Consider the following 16,348-nt stretch of genomic DNA (forward strand, 5'->3'; position numbering starts at 1 on the left):
CGGGCACCGGCACCTACAACGGCCAACGGCACCATGCGTGCGGGTACTCACCCAACGCGCTGGCCAGGCCCGCACGGACCGGATTGGCCAGGATGTACATCGCCTTCTCATGAAGGGATTCATCACTGCGTACGGCGTGATCGTGGTACCCGTGCTGCCACAGCGCCCCTCGCCGCTCCAATCGCCGGTTCAGCAGCCGACTGCTGCGCGACTTCAGCAGGGCCATGCACTCGGCCAGGGTTTCGCTGCGCAGCTCCATCAGCCAGTGCAGATGGTCGGGCATCACCACCCAGGCGAGGCTGTGGCTGATACCGCGGCGCTCAACGAAGCGCAGGCAGTCAACCAGGATCGCCACGTTGGCGGCGTCGGCGAAGAGCGGTTCGCGTCCAAGGGTTGCCGTGGTCAGTGAATACACGTTCCCGGATCGGGAAAATCGACCGTAGCGGAGTCTGGGGCTGGCCATGCCTCCAGCGTGCGCGACCGGTGAGGACACCGATATTGGAGATGTCGCCGTGTTCGGGTCGGGAAAGCCCCATCCACGCATGGCGTGGATCTACTGATCGGCGCCATGGTTGATCCCTGCCATGCGCGGGTGCGCGGTCACTTCAGCGGCGGGGAATCATCTGCGTCGCGGGCCAGCAGGCTGCCGGCGAACAGGGCCGCCAGCAGCACGGTCAGGCCACCCCAGAACGCGGAATAGAACGCCAGGTGTGTATTGAGCGGGAACACCGTGACCGCCAGCGCCAGCATCGCCGGTCGGGCGCGGTCACGCGCGGCCGGCGGAGCATAGCGCCAGGCCCGCCAGGCCTGCGCCACTGCCGCCAACCACAGCAGCAGGCCCAGCACGCCGGTCTCGGCAAGGATTTCCAGCACGATCTGGTGGGCGTGCAATGCCGGTTGGTTGCCCCACACGGCGGGGCCTTCGTCGGCCACGCAGGCCGGATACGCATCGCGGAAGCCGCGCGCACCGACACCGTTGACCGGATGCTCCTCGATCATGCACACGGCCGCGGTCCAGATCCGCGCGCGTCCCGAAAGCGCTTCGTCAACGCCCTGCCCGTCTTCGTTCCATGCCTGGGCCGTGCGCGCAACACGCTCGCGCAGCTGCGGCACGCCCACTGTCAGTGCGGCCGTGCCCAGCGCTGCCACCAGGGCAAGCAGGAGCAGCCGCTTCCAGCCGAACTGGCGCACGCCGCTGTAGGCCAGCACCAGTGCAAAGGTGATCCACGAGGCGCGCGAACCGGCCAACAGCAACACGCATCCCAGTGCGGCAGCGGCCAGCAGCCACCCCGCGCTGCCGAACCGCCGCGCCATCGGCAGCAGCAGGAACGGTGACAGGCTGGCCAGCACCTGGCCGAATTTCAGGTTGCACGGCCCGAGCGCGCCGCTGAGGCGGTCGGCCAGCGCGGCTTCGTCGGCCGGGCACAGCGCGTGGCCACTCACGGCCAGCTTCAGTTGTTCCAACGACCAGAACCATGGGCTGGTGCCGGCCAGCGCCTGCACCAGTGCGTCCAGCGTCCACGCGCCGGTGATCAGTGCCAGGCCACCGAAGGTCAGCCGCCGCCGTTCCGGTGTGGCCACCGCGATCGCCACCAGCCACATGAAGGGCAGGTAGCGCAGTCCGGCAGCGGCCTTGGTCCACGAGGCCGACGGATCGATGGCATCGATGGCCGAGAACGCCTGCGGCAGCCAGTAGCCAAGGAACAGGATCGAGGTCAGCGCCCAGGCTGCCGTGCTCAACAGGTGCGGGCGGCGCTGCAGCCGGCGCATGACCATGCGCGCGGCGGCATAGAGCGCGCCAAGGCCCAGCACGGTTTCGGCGATGCCCGGCAACGGCCACATCGTCACGTACGCCAGCACCCACCACGGCGCCCAGCGCCCGGCACGGTCGTCGCGCACGATGGCAGCGGGGTCAGCCGGCGAGATCGGCATAGAGGCGGAGGGTATCGCGCTGCATGGCCTGCAGGGTAAGCGGGATGCGGGTCGGCAAGGACGGCGGCTGCGCCAGCAGGGCCAGCGCACGTTCACCCAGCGCGCGCGCATCACCGAGCGGTACCGCGCCGCTGGGCTGCAGCTGCTGCAGCAGTTCGCCGACGCCACCGTGGTCCCAGCCCAGCACCGGGCGGCCGACCGACAGCGCCTCGACCACGGTGCGGCCAAAGGCTTCCGGCTTGTCCGACAGCTGCAGCACCAGATCGCTGGCGGCGTAAGCCTGGGCGATGCGTGCGGTCGGCGTGCTGATCTGTACGGCCTCGGCCACGCCCAATGCCGCAGCCTGGCGGCGCAGCTCAGCCACATAGGCCTCGCGCCCGGGTTCGTCGGTGCCCAGCATCCACAGCTGCGCAGGCACGCCGGCGGCACGCACGTCGGCCAGCAGCTGCAGCGCGTGGGCGTGGCCCTTCAGCCGGGTGCCGCGCCCGGGCAGCAGCAGCAGCGGGCCTTCAACCTGGGCCAGCCAGGGGTAATCGGCCGCCAGGGCCAGCCGCGGGCGACGGTCGGCACGCGCTACGCGTGGGAACTGGCCGACATCGACACCACGGGGAATGACCTGCAGTTTCTCTTCCGGCACCGTCGGGTAGTGGCGTTGCACGTAGGCGCGCACGGTATTGGACACGCAGATCACGCGTTCGCCGCTGGTCATCACCGCGCTGTAGCGGCTGGGCGAATTCAACCCGTGCACGGTGGTCACCCAATGCGGGCGCTGTGCGGCGGGCATGGCGCGGATCGCGTACAGGCCCAGCCAGGCCGGCAGCCGCGAACGGGCATGCACGATGTCCGCGCCAACCTCGGCAAACAGCCGGCGCAGGGTCGGCAGGTGGCGCAGGGTCAGCAGCGACTTGCGGCCAATGTCCAGGGTGAGGTGCTCGGCACCGCTGTCCAGCAGCGGCTGCACCAGGCGGCCGCCCGCGGATACGACCAGCGCGCGATGGCCGGCGGCAACCAGGGCCGCAGCAATTTCAAGGGTCGAGCGCTCGACACCGCCGGAGTGCAGCGCCGGCAGCAACTGCACCACGGTCAATCGGCGCATCGAAGGGGCCGCCGTTTAGTCGGCCAGCACGAACACGGAACCGCAGTACGGGCACTGCGCTTCGCCGTTGGGCTCGTCTTCGATCGGCAGGTACACGCGCGGATGCGAGTTCCACAGCGCCATTTCCGGGGTCGGGCAGCTCAGCGGCAGATCGCTGCGGTGCACGGTGTAGCGCTTCTCGGCGTTGGCGGGCGCGGTGGCGGTATGGCTCATGGCGGATGTCGGTGAACGGGTTGCGAGGCCTGTGATTCTAGCATCTGGGCCGCACCGACATTGCGCCGCAACGGGTCTTCGCATGCACCCGTCGATGCCGCACACCGCCCCGCCGCACGCCGGGCGGCGGCGCCAAGCGGGATTTCGCGGTGGTTCCGGCAGGTTCGCTCGCCGGAATCGCCTCCAGCGATATTTCCCGCATTTGGATCGAACTAAATGGCACTTGTCAGCGCGCGGCGGCTGTTGCAGGATCGGGCCAGGTCGCACCCCGACCCCTCCAATCCGACCCGATCGCATGGCCCGCCCCCACCGGACCGGCATCGCCTCTTCCACTGCCAGCCTGGCGGGCGGAGCGATGCTGTCCGTGGTGTCCGCCGATGCGGGTTCTGCCCGCCGCCAGCCCTTCCGGGAGACCCTTGCATGACCCTGTCCGATCCGCGCCGCGCCCTGCTTCCACTCGCCCTGGCCCTGGCCTGTGCGACCACTGCGATGCCGGTGCTGGCACAGGGGCTGCAGACCTCGTTCGAACCGGGCGAACCTGCCCCGACGCAGGCCGCGGGTGCACTTCAGGTCACGATCGGCAATGGACCGGCCGCCCCCTACACCGCCAAGCGCAACGCCGGCTACAGCGGCCTGCATGCACTGCACTACAGCAGCGAGGGCGGCAGCGCGCGGCGCGAACTGTTCAAGGCCGACCTGCCCATCGAGGCCGATACCACCCTGTCCTGGCTCGTGCTGCCGGAGATCGTCGGCAAGGACACCGTCGCCTCGACCTATGTCTCGCTGGACCTGCTGCTGGACGATGGCAGCCGCGTTTCGGCCGGTGCGGCGCGGGACCAGCATGGCGTGGCGATCGGCGCACGCGCGCAGGGCGAGTCGAAGACGCTTTACCCGCAGCAGTGGGCACGCAAGGCGGTGCGGCTGGGCGACGTACCCACGCTGAAGGGTCGCCGCGTGGTGGCGATCGAACTGGAGGTGGCCAGTGCCGAGGGCGCGCCGGTCTCTGGTTGGATCGACGATGTGCGCCTGGACGCACAGCCGAGGCAGCAGCCACAGCGCGTCTCCGACTGGGTGCTGACCACCCGCGGCACCCAGGCCAACGGCACCTTCTCGCGCGGCAACAATTTCCCGGCCACGGCGGTGCCGCACGGGTTCAACTTCTGGACCCCGGTGACCGATGCCGGCGCACTGAACTGGCTGTACCGCTGGAACGAGCAGAACGATGCGCAGAACCGTCCGCAGCTGCAGGCGCTTGCGCTGAGCCACCAGCCCAGCCCGTGGATGGGCGACCGCCAGACCTTCCAGGTGATGCCCTCGTCCAGCCGTGGCGCGCCGGACGCCGACCGCCGCAAGCGCGCGTTGTCGTTCGACCGCAGCCATGAAAGCGCGCGCCCCTACCGCTACGACGTGCGCTTCGACACTGGCATCGCCGCCGCCATCGCGCCGACCGATCATGCCGCGTTGTTCCGCTTCGACTTCCCCGAGGACGGTGACGCCAACCTGTTGTTCGACAACGTCGATGCGCGTGGCGGCCTGACCCTGGACGCCGCCACGCAGACGCTGTCCGGCTACACCGATACGCGCAGCGGCCTGTCCAACGGCGCCAGCCGCATGTACGTGGTGGCCAGCTTCGACAAGCCCTGGCGCAGCAGCGGCCGTCTCGACACCGGGCGCCCGACCGGCTACATCAAGTTCGACGCCGGCAGCGACCGGCGGGTGACGATGCGCATCGCCACCTCGCTGATCTCGCTGGAGCAGGCGCGGCACAACCTGGCACTGGAGATCGCCGCCACCGATACGCTGGAGAGCGTGGCCGGCCGCGCGCAGGATGCATGGGACGCGCGCCTGGCCCGCTTCGACATCGGCGATGCCAGCGACGACCAGAAGACCACGCTGTACTCCAGCCTGTACCGGCTGTACCTGTACCCCAATTCCGGCCACGAGAATGCCGGCAGCGCGGCCGCACCGGACTGGCGCTACGCCAACCAGGCCAGCGCCAGCGATGACAACACCGAAGGCAGCGCAAACCGCAGCTTCACCGGCGTGCGCGATGGCAGGGTGTTCGTCAACAACGGCTTCTGGGACACCTTCCGCACCACCTGGCCGGCCTATGCACTGTTCACGCCCGACGATGCCGGGCAGATGGTGCAGGGCTTCATCGAGCAGTACCGCGCCGGTGGCTGGATCGCGCGCTGGTCGTCGCCGGGCTACGCCGACCTGATGGTCGGCACCAGCTCGGACGTGGCCTTCGCCGATGCATGGCTGAAGGGCATCGGCGGCTTCGATCCGGCCGAGGCCTATGCCGCCGCACTGAAGAACGCGACCGTGGTCCCGCCCGACCGCCATGTCGGCCGCAAGGGCATGGACCGTTCGACCTTCCGTGGCTACGCCAGCGCGGACGTGCACGAAGGCATGTCGTGGACGATGGAAGGGGCGCTCAACGATTTCGGCATCGCCAACATGGCAGATGCGCTGGCCAGGCGCGCCGCAACGCCGGCCGCACGCGAGCGCTACAGCACCGAGGCCGACTACTTCCGCTACCGCGCCGCCAGCTACGCAACGATGTTCGATCCGGCGGCCGGCTTCTTCCAGGGCCGCACTGCCGATGGCCATTGGCGCGTGGACGCCAAGGACTATGACCCGCGCGTGTGGGGCCATGACTACACCGAATCCAATGGCTGGACCTTCGCCTTCACCGCCGCCCACGATGGCGAAGGCCTGGCCGCGCTGTACGGTGGCCGCGACAAGCTGGCGGCGAAGCTGGATGCCTTCTTCGCCACGCCGGAAACCGCGGACCCGGCACTGGCCGGCTCCTACGGCGGCACCATCCACGAGATGACCGAAGCGCGCGACGTGCGCATGGGCATGTACGCGCACAGCAACCAGCCGGCGCACCACATCCCGTGGATGTACCTGTACGCCGGGCAGCCGTGGAAGACCCAGCAGCACGTGCGCGAGATCCTGTCGCGGCTGTACGTCGGCAGCGAGATCGGCCAGGGCTATCCAGGCGACGAGGACAACGGCGAGACCTCGGCGTGGTACGTGCTGGCCTCGCTGGGCCTGTACCCGCTGCGCATGGGTGCGCCGGAGTACGTGATCGGTTCGCCCGCCTTCCGGCATGCACGGGTGGAACTGCAGGGCGGCGCGGTGCTGACCGTGAACGCGGCCAACAACTCGCGTGAGAACGTCTATGTGCAGTCGCTGAAGATCAACGGCCAGCCCTGGACGAAGACCTGGGTGCCGCACGCCCTGATTGCCAAGGGTGCGACGCTGGACTTCGTAATGGGGCCGCAGCCATCGCGCTGGGGCAGCGGCGTGGATGACGTGCCGCGCTCGCTGACCGCGCGTGGCCAGCGTCCGCAACTGCTGCACGACCTGCTCGGCAGCGGCGCGAAGGCAACGCTGGCCGATGGCCGCGCGCTGCCGGCGCTGGTCGATGACGACGCGGCCACCAGCGTCGGCCTGAGCGGCGGTGCAACCATCGCGCTGACCGGCCTGAGTGACGGCACGCCGACGATGTACACGCTGACCAGCGGTGACGGCCGCATCCAGGGCGGGGAGTGGGCGCTGGAAGCGCGCAACGGCAGCGGCCGCTGGATCGTGCTCGACCAGCGCAGCGGCGAAGCCTTCGAATCCGCCCGCCAGACCCGTCCGTTCCGCATCGCCAAACCCGGTCGTTACAGCGAGTACCGGCTGCGCCTGGCCGCACCGGGCCGGCTGCCGCTGGCGGAGATCGAACTGTTGGCGCCCAGCGCCGTACAATGAGCCCCATGCGCTACCGTCTGTTGCCTCTGGCCCTCGTTGCCCTTTCCTTCTCCAGCTTCGGCCAGACCCAGGCCTTTGATGCGCAGCTGACCCGCGACGGCGTGACGCTGAACTACCAGGACGCCCGTGGCGCCCTGGCCGCGCCGCAGCGCAAGCGGGTGATCGATACGTTCTACTTCGCCTACCTGCGCGAACGTGCGGACTTCCACCCGGCCGCGCCGTCGATGGTGCGCATCGTGATCGATCCGGCCTACACCGGGATCGCCTTCGTTGGTGACAAGGACCAGGCGGCGACGATCACCATCAACCCGGGTTGGCTGGCGCAGCACCCGAACGACATCGACCTGGTCACCCATGAGGCCATGCACATCGTGCAGGGCTATCCGGGCTACGGCGACGCGCGGGTGCCGGGCTGGCTGGTGGAAGGCATCGCCGACTACGCACGCGACCGCTACGGCATGGACAACGCCGCGGCCGGTTGGGCACTGCCGGGCAAGGTCGAGAAGGGTCAGAACTTCGACAGCGGCTACCGTGTCACCGGCGCGTTCCTGAAGTGGGCCGACGCCGAACACCCGGGCCTGGTGCTGGCACTGGACAAGGCCCTGCGCGATGGCCGCTATGCACCGGCGCTGTGGCAGAAGCACACCGGCAAGGCACTGCCGGCGTTGTGGGCGCAGTACGCCAAGCCGCGTTCCGACGCACCACCGCCGGCCCCGGCACGCCGCGGCAAGCGGCACTGACACCCACGCACCACATGATCGCCGGGCATTGCCCGGCGCTACCGCATCGCGGCCTCAGCGCGACCGCACGAAACCTGCGTAGAGCGCGAACAGCTGCTGGAAATACCGCCGGGTCACTCGATTGCGCATGACACTTTCGCCGATGGGGAGGTGGTCGGGCCCAGGGTGGGAAGGCCGGTCCGGTCCCTTCCCACGGCCGGGCCGCGTGGGCGTATTGGGCCGCAATGGCGTTTCAGGGAAATGACCGGGCTGCGTAGCGCGTGTGGCAGGTTCGGCGGCCGTTGGCACAGACCGGGGTAGAGCCGGCCGCTGGCCGGCTGCCGTCGTGTACCAGGACATCATTGGCGTTGCCGGCCAGCGGCCGGCACTACCCGTTTCCGCTGCGCGGAAACAGAAACGCGCCCCGGAGGGCGCGCTTCTGCAGCTGGAATCGGAAAGAAGGCTTACGCCTTCTTTTCCGCTTCCAGCTGCTTGCGGATCTGCGCATCGACCGCGGCGATCGCGGTCATGTTCAGGATCCGGCGCGAGGTCGCGCTGGTGGTCAGGATGTGCACCGGCTTGTTCACGCCCATCAGGATCGGGCCGATCGCCACGCCGTCGGTGAACACGCGCACCAGGTTGTAGGCGATGTTGGCCGCTTCCAGGTTCGGCAGCACGAACAGGTTGGCGCGGCCCTGCAGGGTCGAGCCCGGCAGCAGCTTCTGGCGCAGCGCTTCATCCCACGCGGTGTCGCCCTGCATTTCGCCATCCACGTTCAGACGCGGGTTGCGCTTGAGCAGCAGCTCGCGCACCTGGCGCATCTTCAGCGCGTCCTTCGAATCATGGCTGCCGAAGTTGGAGTGCGACAGCAGCGCGACCTTGGGCTCGATGCCGAACAGCTTCATGCGGTAGGCCGCCTGCAGGGTTGCTTCGCACAGCTGCTCGGCGGTCGGGTCTTCCTGCACGTGGGTATCGACGAAGAAGAACACGCCCTGCTGGTTGATCACGCCGGTCATCGCCGAGGTCGAGGTGACCTTCGGCTCCAGCGGCAGCACGCTGCGCACGTAGCCCAGCTTCTTGTGGAAGCGGCCGACGATGCCGGTCAGCATCGCATCGGCTTCGCCACGCGCCACCATCACTGCAGCGATCAGGGTCGGGCGCGAACGCATCAGGTTCTTCGCCGCGGCCACGGTCACGCCACGACGGCCGGTCAGGCCGTGGTAGTACTGCCAGTACTCGTTGAAGCGCGGATCGTCGTTGATGTTGGTGACTTCAACGTTCTCGCCGATCTTCAGGCGCAGGCCGAGGCGCTCGATGCGCGATTCGATCACTTCCGGGCGGCCGATCAGGATCGGGTGCGCCAGGCCGTCATCGACCACGTTCTGCACCGCCTGCAGCACCACTTCCTCTTCGCCTTCGGCGTACACCACGCGCTGCTTGTCGCTGCGCGCGCGGTCGTAGACCGGCTTCATCATCAGGCTGGTGCGGTAGACGAACTGGGCCAGCTTGTCGCGGTAGGCGCCCATGTCCTCGATCGGGCGCGAGGCCACGCCCGAGTCCATCGCGGCCTGGGCCACGGCGGCCGACAGCTCCACCAGCAGGCGGCGGTCGAACGGACGCGGGATCAGGTATTCACGGCCGAAGCTCGGGGTGTCGCCGCCATAGGCCGAGCCCATGTCGGTGGCGGCGCGGCGGGCCAGTGCAGCGATGGCACGCACGCAGGCGATCTTCATTTCCTCGTTGATCGCGGTGGCGCCCACGTCCAGCGCACCACGGAACAGGTACGGGAAGCACAGCACGTTGTTGACCTGGTTCGGGTAGTCCGAACGGCCGGTGCCGATGATCGCGTCCGGACGGGCGGCACGCGCCAGTTCCGGCATGATTTCCGGGGTCGGGTTGGCCAGTGCGAAGATCACCGGATCCGGCGCCATGGTCTTGACCATGTCGGCAGTCAGGATGCCCGGCGCCGACAGGCCCAGGAAGATGTCCGCGCCGTCGACGATCTCGGCCAGGGTGCGCTTGTCGGTGTCGCGCGCATAGCGCTGCTTTTCCGGGTCAAGGTCGGTACGACCGGTGTGGATCACGCCCTCGCGGTCGAAGGCCAGGATGTTCTCCGGCTTCAGGCCCAACTGCACCAGCATGTTCACGCAGGAAATGCCGGCCGCGCCCATGCCCGTGGTCGCCAGCTTCACTTCCTCGATCTTCTTGCCGGTGATCGCCATGGCGTTGAGCACCGCCGCGCCGACGATGATCGCCGTGCCGTGCTGGTCGTCATGGAACACCGGGATCTTCATGCGCTCGCGCAGCTTGCGCTCGACCACGAAGCATTCCGGCGCCTTGATGTCTTCCAGGTTGATGCCGCCGAAGGTCGGCTCCAGCGAGGCGATGATGTCGACCAGCTTGTCCGGGTCGGTCTCATCGACTTCGATGTCGAACACATCGATGCCGGCGAACTTCTGGAACAGCACGCCCTTGCCTTCCATCACCGGCTTGCCGGCCAGCGCGCCGATGTTGCCCAGGCCCAGCACCGCGGTGCCGTTGGAGATCACCGCCACCAGGTTGCCGCGGGCGGTCAGCTCGCTGGCCTGCTGCGGGTCGGCCTTGATCGCTTCACAGGCGTACGCCACGCCCGGCGAATACGCCAGCGACAGGTCGCGCTGGGTCAGCATGGGCTTGGTAGCGGAAACCTTGATCTTTCCCGGCGGGGACATCCGGTGGTAATCGAGGGCGGCCTGTTTGAAATCTTCGTTGGACATCGATGTGGGTTACATGAATGGGCAGAAGGGACAGGGGATGATACCCCCGTTGGAGCGTCTGGACCTGTCGCTATCCTGTCGCAGACATGCTGCGACCGCACAATTCCGTGCCGTATGCGACGGTACCGCGACACCAGCTTCGGCGCTGCCCATGACAGCCATGGGACGCCCTGAAACGCCGCGGGGCCGTACCACTGTCGTGACCGGCCCCGCGGTACCACACACCTGGATCAGCCCTTGGCCGGCAGTGCCTCGGGCAGCGCATCGACCGGCGGCGGCAGTTCGCTTTCGCGGCCATCCAGCGCCAGCTTCAGGCGGTTGCGGTCCAGCGCGCCTTCCCAGCGCGAGACCACCACGGTGGCCACGGCATTGCCGATGAAGTTGGTCAGCGAGCGGCATTCGCTCATGAAGCGGTCCACGCCCAGGATCAACGCCATGCCGGCCACCGGCACTTCCGGCACCACGGCCAGGGTGGCGGCCAGGGTGATGAAGCCGGCACCGGTGACGCCGGCCGCGCCCTTGGAGCTGAGCATGGCGACCAGCAGCAGGGCGATCTGGTGGCCCAGGGTCAGTTCGGTGTTGGTGGCCTGGGCGATGAACAGTGCCGCCAGGGTCATGTAGATGTTGGTGCCGTCCAGGTTGAACGAGTAGCCGGTCGGGACCACCAGGCCCACCACCGACTTGCTGCAGCCGGCGCGTTCCATCTTCTCCATCAGCGACGGCAGGGCCGACTCCGACGAGGAGGTGCCGAGCACCAGCAGCAGTTCGGCCTTCAGGTAGCGCGCCAGCTTGAACACCGAGAAACCGCACAGGCGGCAGACCAGGCCCAGGATCACCGCGACGAACAGGAACGCAGTGAGGTAGAACGAGCCCACCAGCCAGGCCAGGTTGATCAGCGAACCGACGCCGTACTTGCCGATGGTGAAGGCGATCGCACCGAAGGCACCGATCGGGGCGGCCTTCATCAGGATGTGCACCAGCTTGAACACCGGGGCGACCAGCGCCTCCAGGAAGTTCAGCACCGGCTTGCCCTTCTCGCCCACCATCGCCAGCGCGATGCCGAACAGCACGGCCACGAACAGCACCTGCAGGATGTTGCCATCGACGAAGGCGCTGAGCAGCGTCTTCGGAATGATGTCCATCAGGAAGCCGACCAGGGTCAGGTCGTGCGACTTCTCGACGTAGCTGTGCACCGCGGTCTGGTCCAGCTCGGCCGGGTTGATGTTCATGCCCGCGCCGGGCTGCACCACGTGCGCCACGATCATGCCGACGATCAACGCCAGCGTGGAGAAGAACAGGAAGTACGCCATCGCCTTGGCGAACACCCGGCCCACCGTGCGCAGGTGGGTCATGCTGGCGATGCCGGTGACGATGGTGAGGAAGATCACCGGCGCGATGATCATCTTCACCAGGTTGATGAAGGCATCACCGAGCGGCTTCATCTTCTCGCCGATCAGCGGCTCGTAGTGGCCGAGGATGGCGCCCAGGACGATCGCCACGATCACCTGGAAGTACAGCTGGCGATAGATCGGCAACGGCTTTGCAGGCACCGGTGCTGCGGTCGGGATGTGCATGGCGGACTCCGGAAGGGGCGTTTTCAGGCACGTACGGCCCCGGGACTGCACGGGAGCCGTTACCGTGGAAACTGCTCGCAGGCCCTGTGCAGCACGCACAGGGGGTGCGACCAATGGACGCCTTTGTACGCGCCAGGCACGCCGGCGCAGATAACCTATTGGTACTAGCCCCCCGGTTCAGGTGGCACAGGTGCCTACACTGGCGCCGCACCGCCCGATCCTGGGGAGGCTGGTGGCCCGGGCTGAACGGCTGGGCGAGTCTTTGCGAAAGTTCCGGCCCTCGCGGCCGTTGATGTCCTGTCCACACGCAATCTGAGAGAGCCGCACCCAACATGCGCCCGAATCCCACCTTGCTGGCCCTGTCGCTGGCCGCCCTTCCCGCCTTCGCCTCGGCCGCCGATTTCGACAACTGGCCGACCAAGTACACCTTCGGTGATGGCACCGAGCTGGCGGCCACCGCCAACATCGCCTACGACTACAACGACTTCTCCTCGGCCAGTGGCCTTGAGGACGACGATGCCGTGCGCCGCAAGGAATTCGGCGCGACGCTGAAAAAGAAGGGCGTCTACGATGCGATGGTCTACTACGACTTCCAGGCCGACACCTGGCTGGACGTGTTCGTGCGCTTCGAGAGCAAGGCCTTCTTCGGCCGTGACGTCGGCCGCTTCCGCTTCGGCTACATGAAGACCCCGGTCGGCCTGGATGCGAACACCTCTTCGCGTGCCGGCAGCTTCCTGGAAACCTCGCTGCCGGTGCAGGCCTTCTACGAAGGCCGCCGCACCGGTGTGGAGTGGGTGCTGGAGCGCCCGCAGTACCTGCTGCAGGCCGGCGCCTATGGCGGCAAGGACCTGCAGGGCGACAACCCCGGCACCACCCAGGCCGTGCGTGCGGTGTGGACGCCGGTGAAGGCACCGGGTGATGTGATCCACCTGGGCCTGGCCTACTCGCAGGAAAACCCGCGTGGCTACAGCGATGGCCGCGACGTGCACCACGAGGCCAGCGCCCGCCTGCGCGCGCGCCCGGAAGCCGGCCTGACCGACATCCGCTACGTCGATTCCGGTGCGCTGGTCACCGCCGACCAGATCCGCCGCACCGGCCTGGAAGGCATCTGGATCCGCGGCCCGTTCTCGGTGCAGGCCGAAGCGCTGCGCGCCACGGTCACCCGTCATGACGGCAAGCCCGACTACACCGGCAGTGGCCAGTACGCGATGGCCAGCTGGGTGCTGACCGGCGAATCGCGCCCGTACAACGCCGGCGCGGTGGCCAACATCAAACCGGCGCACAACTACGGCGCGGTCGAACTGGTGGCACGCTACAGCCGCCTGGATCTCGATGACGGCGACATCCTCGGTGGCCGCCAGCATGACCTCACCCTGGGTGCGAACTGGTACCTGACCAGCCACTTCAAGTTCCAGGCCAACTACGTGAAGGTCGACGCCAGCCGTCGTGGTGTGCACAGCACGCCGGAGATCTTCGAACTGCGCGCGCAGATGCACTTCTGACCCCTTCCACGTCAGACCCCGGCGGGCGTGCACGCCACGCCCGCCGGCCCTGCGTAGACTGCCGCCATGTACTGGCTCAGCCGCCATCGGATGCTGTTGCTGACGATCCTGGTGATGGTCGGTGGCACCGTGCTGTGCGCGGTCGCCGCTGGCCACTACGCCTGGCGGCGCGCGCTCGGCGAGGAAAGCAGCCAGGTGCAGCGCCAGCTGCAGTTGTACGGCCAGGGCCTGCAGCAGCGCATCGACCGCTTCGGCACCTTGCCGCAGGTGCTGGCGCTGGACCCGGATCTTCTGCACGCACTGCGCGTGCCGCCCTCGCCCACCGAACGGCAGCGGCTGAACCTCAAGCTGCAACGCGCCAATGAAGTCACCCGTGCTTCGACGCTGACCCTGGTCGGCCATGACGGCGTGGCGGTGGCGGCCAGCAACTGGGACCAGCCGACCACCAATGTCGGCGAGAACTACAGCTACCGCCCCTACTATCGCCAGGCGCTGGCGAAGGGCCGTGGCCGCTTCTACGGCATCGGCATGACCACCGGCGTGCCCGGCTATTACCTTTCGCAGGCCATCGAAGAAGACGGCAAGCGGCTGGGCGTGGTGGTGATCAAGGTCGAGCTGTCCGCGCTGGAACAGGAATGGTTGAGCAGCCCCGACGTGGTGCTGGCCAGCGACGACCACGACGTGGTGTTCCTGGCCAACCGTGACAGCTGGCGTTACCGGCTGCTGCGCCCGCTGGGCGCCGATGAACGCCGCGAGATGCTGGACGCCCGCCAGTACGCCGACCGCACATTGCAGCCGCTGCGCGCACGCACCGAAGACGTGCTGGCCGACGGCGGCCGCATGGTGCGCCTGCTGGATCCAGCGCTTCCGCAGCCAATGCTGTGGCAAAGCCTGCCGCTGCCCGCCGAAGGCTGGAACCTGCACCTGCTGCACGACGCCAGTGCCGCCACCGCTGCCGGCCGCGCCGCGGCACTCACCGGTGGCGCCGCATGGCTGGCGTTGGGCTTCCTGGTGCTGTTCGTGCAGCAGCGCCGGCGCCTGGCCAAGCATCGCCTGCGCAGCCGCCGCGAGCTGGAAACCCTGCTCAAGCAGCATGCACAGGAACTGCGCACCGCGCAGGATGGCCTGCTGCAGGCCGCCACCGATGCCGACAGCGGCCTCAGCCGCAGCCTCGAACACCTGCCCCAGGGCGTGGTGGTGATCGACCGCGAACTGCGCCTGGTCGCGTGGAATTCGCGCTATCTGGAACTGTTCCGCTTCCCGTTGGACCTGGTACGCGTGGGCCGGCCGATCGAAGACCTGTTCCGCTTCAATGCACGCCGTGGCCTGCTCGGTCCCGGCCCGGTGGACGAGGCCATCGAGCGCCGCCTGAACCACCTGCGCAGCGGCCGCCCGCACATGCGCGAAAGCGAGAAGGACGACGGCACGGTGCTGGAGATCCGCGGCAATCCCCTGCCCGATGGCGGCTTCGTCACCAGCTACGCCGACATCACCAGCTACAAGAACGCTGCGCGCGAACTGCGCTCGCTGGCCGATGCACTGGAACACCGTATTGCCGAACGCACCCACGATCTGGACGAAGCACGCCGCGAAGCCGAACAGGCCAACCGCTACAAGACCCGCTTCGTGGCCTCGGCGGTGCACGACCTGCTGCAACCGCTCAATGCGGCGCGCATGTTCGTCTCGGTGCTGCGCGGCAAGCTGAGCGACCCTGCGCAGCAGCAGACCAGCGATCACATCGACGCTGCATTGGCCGCGCAGGACGCGATTCTCAACAGCCTGCTCGACATTGCGCGGCTGGAATCGGGCAGCCTGCCGACCCGTGTGCAGGCGTTCCGGCTCGGACCTTTGCTGCAGACGCTGGCGCGCGAGTTCGGTATCGCCGCGCACTCACGCGGCTTGGTGGTCGACTGGATCGATACCGATGCGGTGGTGGTCAGCGACGAAGCACTGCTGCGGCGCATCCTGCAGAATTTCCTGTCCAATGCACTGCGCTACAGCGAACGCGGCCGCGTGCTGCTCGGCTGCCGTCGCCGCGAAGGCATGCTGTGGATCGAAGTGCACGATCAGGGTCCCGGCATTCCCGACGCGTTGCAGAGCGAGATCTTCGAGGAGTTCCGCCGCCTGCACGACGGGCAGCAGCGCGGCGCCGGCCTTGGCCTGGCCATTGTCGACCGCATCGGCCGCCTGCTGGGACATCCGATCCGGCTGCGCTCGCAGCTGGGCCACGGCAGCGTGTTCGCCGTAGGCGTGCCATTCGGTGAAGCCAGCGCGATTCCCGCTTCTGCACCCGCGCCGGTACTGGTGCAGGAACCGGCCGCGGACAATCCGCTGCGCGGGCGCCGGGTGTGGGTGATCGACGACGATCCCCACGTCTGCGCAGCCAGCCGCGCGTTGCTGGAGCGCTGGGGCTGCGAGGTGATGCTGGCCGATGGCCCGCAGGCCGCGCTGCAGCTGGCCAGTACCACGACCGTGCCGGAGCTGGTGCTGCTGGATGTGCGCATGGGCGATCACCACGGCCCGGTGCTGTACGAGACGTTGGCGGAGCTGTGGCAGGCACGCCCGCCAGTGGTGCTGGTCACCGCCGAACGCGATGCGGGATTGCGTGAGATGGCCGCCGAGCGTGGCTGGGGAATGATGGCCAAGCCAGTGAAGCCGCCGGCGCTGCGGGCGCTGATGAGTCAGTTGCTGGTCCGGCATCGCGGGTGATTCCAGCCAACGGCACAGCCCCTCGTGGGTGGTGTCTGGTTGCTCGTGAAAAGCAAAAGCCGTGGGTGGGCCGGTCGGGTTG

The 16,348-nt window shown here is 68.1% G+C and carries 10 protein-coding genes; 4 read left to right on the forward strand and 6 right to left on the reverse strand.

Annotated elements, in window-relative coordinates; genetic code table 11:
• Window positions 1-13: 13 nt before the first annotated feature.
• From ACUZUJ_RS18335 to ACUZUJ_RS18350, 4 genes are all read right to left on the reverse strand, one after another.
• Window positions 14-463, reverse strand: coding sequence for an REP-associated tyrosine transposase (locus ACUZUJ_RS18335; RefSeq protein WP_049442911.1), 450 nt, complete (start codon window positions 461-463; stop codon window positions 14-16).
• 137 nt (window positions 464-600) lie between these two features.
• Window positions 601-1,932, reverse strand: coding sequence for an O-antigen ligase family protein (locus ACUZUJ_RS18340; protein WP_049442910.1), 1,332 nt, complete (start codon window positions 1,930-1,932; stop codon window positions 601-603).
• Entirely contained in the window at window positions 1,913-3,028 is a 1,116-nt protein-coding gene (locus ACUZUJ_RS18345; RefSeq protein WP_049442909.1) for a glycosyltransferase, read from the reverse strand. The genes ACUZUJ_RS18340 and ACUZUJ_RS18345 overlap by 20 nt, the downstream gene beginning before the upstream one ends.
• Before the next feature lie 15 nt (window positions 3,029-3,043).
• Entirely contained in the window at window positions 3,044-3,241 is a 198-nt protein-coding gene (locus tag ACUZUJ_RS18350) for a zinc-finger domain-containing protein (RefSeq protein WP_005410967.1), read from the reverse strand.
• Window positions 3,242-3,661: 420 nt separating this feature from the next.
• Between ACUZUJ_RS18350 and ACUZUJ_RS18355 the strand changes: the two genes are divergently transcribed.
• Both ACUZUJ_RS18355 and ACUZUJ_RS18360 read left to right on the forward strand, forming a co-directional pair.
• A complete protein-coding gene (locus ACUZUJ_RS18355) occupies window positions 3,662-7,006 on the forward strand; it encodes a GH92 family glycosyl hydrolase (protein ID WP_458220583.1) in 3,345 nt (1,114 codons plus the stop codon).
• Window positions 7,003-7,746 (forward strand): basic secretory protein-like protein, encoded by a 744-nt coding sequence (locus ACUZUJ_RS18360; protein ID WP_014038425.1) that lies wholly within the window; start codon window positions 7,003-7,005, stop codon window positions 7,744-7,746. Before ACUZUJ_RS18355 ends, ACUZUJ_RS18360 begins: the two co-directional genes overlap by 4 nt.
• Window positions 7,747-8,189: 443 nt before the next feature.
• Here the strand turns inward: ACUZUJ_RS18360 and ACUZUJ_RS18365 are convergent, their stop codons facing one another.
• Window positions 8,190-10,481 carry an NADP-dependent malic enzyme gene (locus ACUZUJ_RS18365; RefSeq protein WP_087923578.1) on the reverse strand — a complete coding sequence of 764 codons (2,292 nt, stop codon included), beginning with the start codon at window positions 10,479-10,481 and terminating at the stop codon, window positions 8,190-8,192.
• Window positions 10,482-10,711: 230 nt separating this feature from the next.
• A complete protein-coding gene (locus ACUZUJ_RS18370; protein WP_014038427.1) occupies window positions 10,712-12,055 on the reverse strand; it encodes a dicarboxylate/amino acid:cation symporter in 1,344 nt (447 codons plus the stop codon).
• Window positions 12,056-12,387: 332 nt separating this feature from the next.
• On the opposite strand from ACUZUJ_RS18370, the gene ACUZUJ_RS18375 reads away from it, so the two are divergent.
• A complete protein-coding gene (locus ACUZUJ_RS18375) occupies window positions 12,388-13,557 on the forward strand; it encodes an OprO/OprP family phosphate-selective porin (protein WP_049442905.1) in 1,170 nt (389 codons plus the stop codon).
• 66 nt (window positions 13,558-13,623) lie between these two features.
• Window positions 13,624-16,266: a hybrid sensor histidine kinase/response regulator gene (locus ACUZUJ_RS18380; RefSeq protein ID WP_119006763.1), complete on the forward strand. Its 2,643-nt coding sequence runs from the start codon at window positions 13,624-13,626 to the stop codon at window positions 16,264-16,266.
• Window positions 16,267-16,348: the final 82 nt, after the last annotated feature.

It is taken from the genome of Stenotrophomonas sp. S4 (assembly GCF_054187805.2).

Coding starts and splice junctions, on each gene's coding strand:
- ACUZUJ_RS18350 (WP_005410967.1), bottom strand. CDS start 3,241: ATGAGCCATACCGCCACCGCGCCCGCCAACGCCGAGAAGCGCTACACC.
- ACUZUJ_RS18370 (WP_014038427.1), bottom strand. CDS start 12,055: ATGCACATCCCGACCGCAGCACCGGTGCCTGCAAAGCCGTTGCCGATC.
- ACUZUJ_RS18345 (WP_049442909.1), bottom strand. CDS start 3,028: ATGCGCCGATTGACCGTGGTGCAGTTGCTGCCGGCGCTGCACTCCGGC.
- ACUZUJ_RS18380 (WP_119006763.1), top strand. CDS start 13,624: ATGTACTGGCTCAGCCGCCATCGGATGCTGTTGCTGACGATCCTGGTG.
- ACUZUJ_RS18335 (WP_049442911.1), bottom strand. CDS start 463: ATGGCCAGCCCCAGACTCCGCTACGGTCGATTTTCCCGATCCGGGAAC.
- ACUZUJ_RS18355 (WP_458220583.1), top strand. CDS start 3,662: ATGACCCTGTCCGATCCGCGCCGCGCCCTGCTTCCACTCGCCCTGGCC.
- ACUZUJ_RS18365 (WP_087923578.1), bottom strand. CDS start 10,481: ATGTCCAACGAAGATTTCAAACAGGCCGCCCTCGATTACCACCGGATG.
- ACUZUJ_RS18360 (WP_014038425.1), top strand. CDS start 7,003: ATGAGCCCCATGCGCTACCGTCTGTTGCCTCTGGCCCTCGTTGCCCTT.
- ACUZUJ_RS18375 (WP_049442905.1), top strand. CDS start 12,388: ATGCGCCCGAATCCCACCTTGCTGGCCCTGTCGCTGGCCGCCCTTCCC.
- ACUZUJ_RS18340 (WP_049442910.1), bottom strand. CDS start 1,932: ATGCCGATCTCGCCGGCTGACCCCGCTGCCATCGTGCGCGACGACCGT.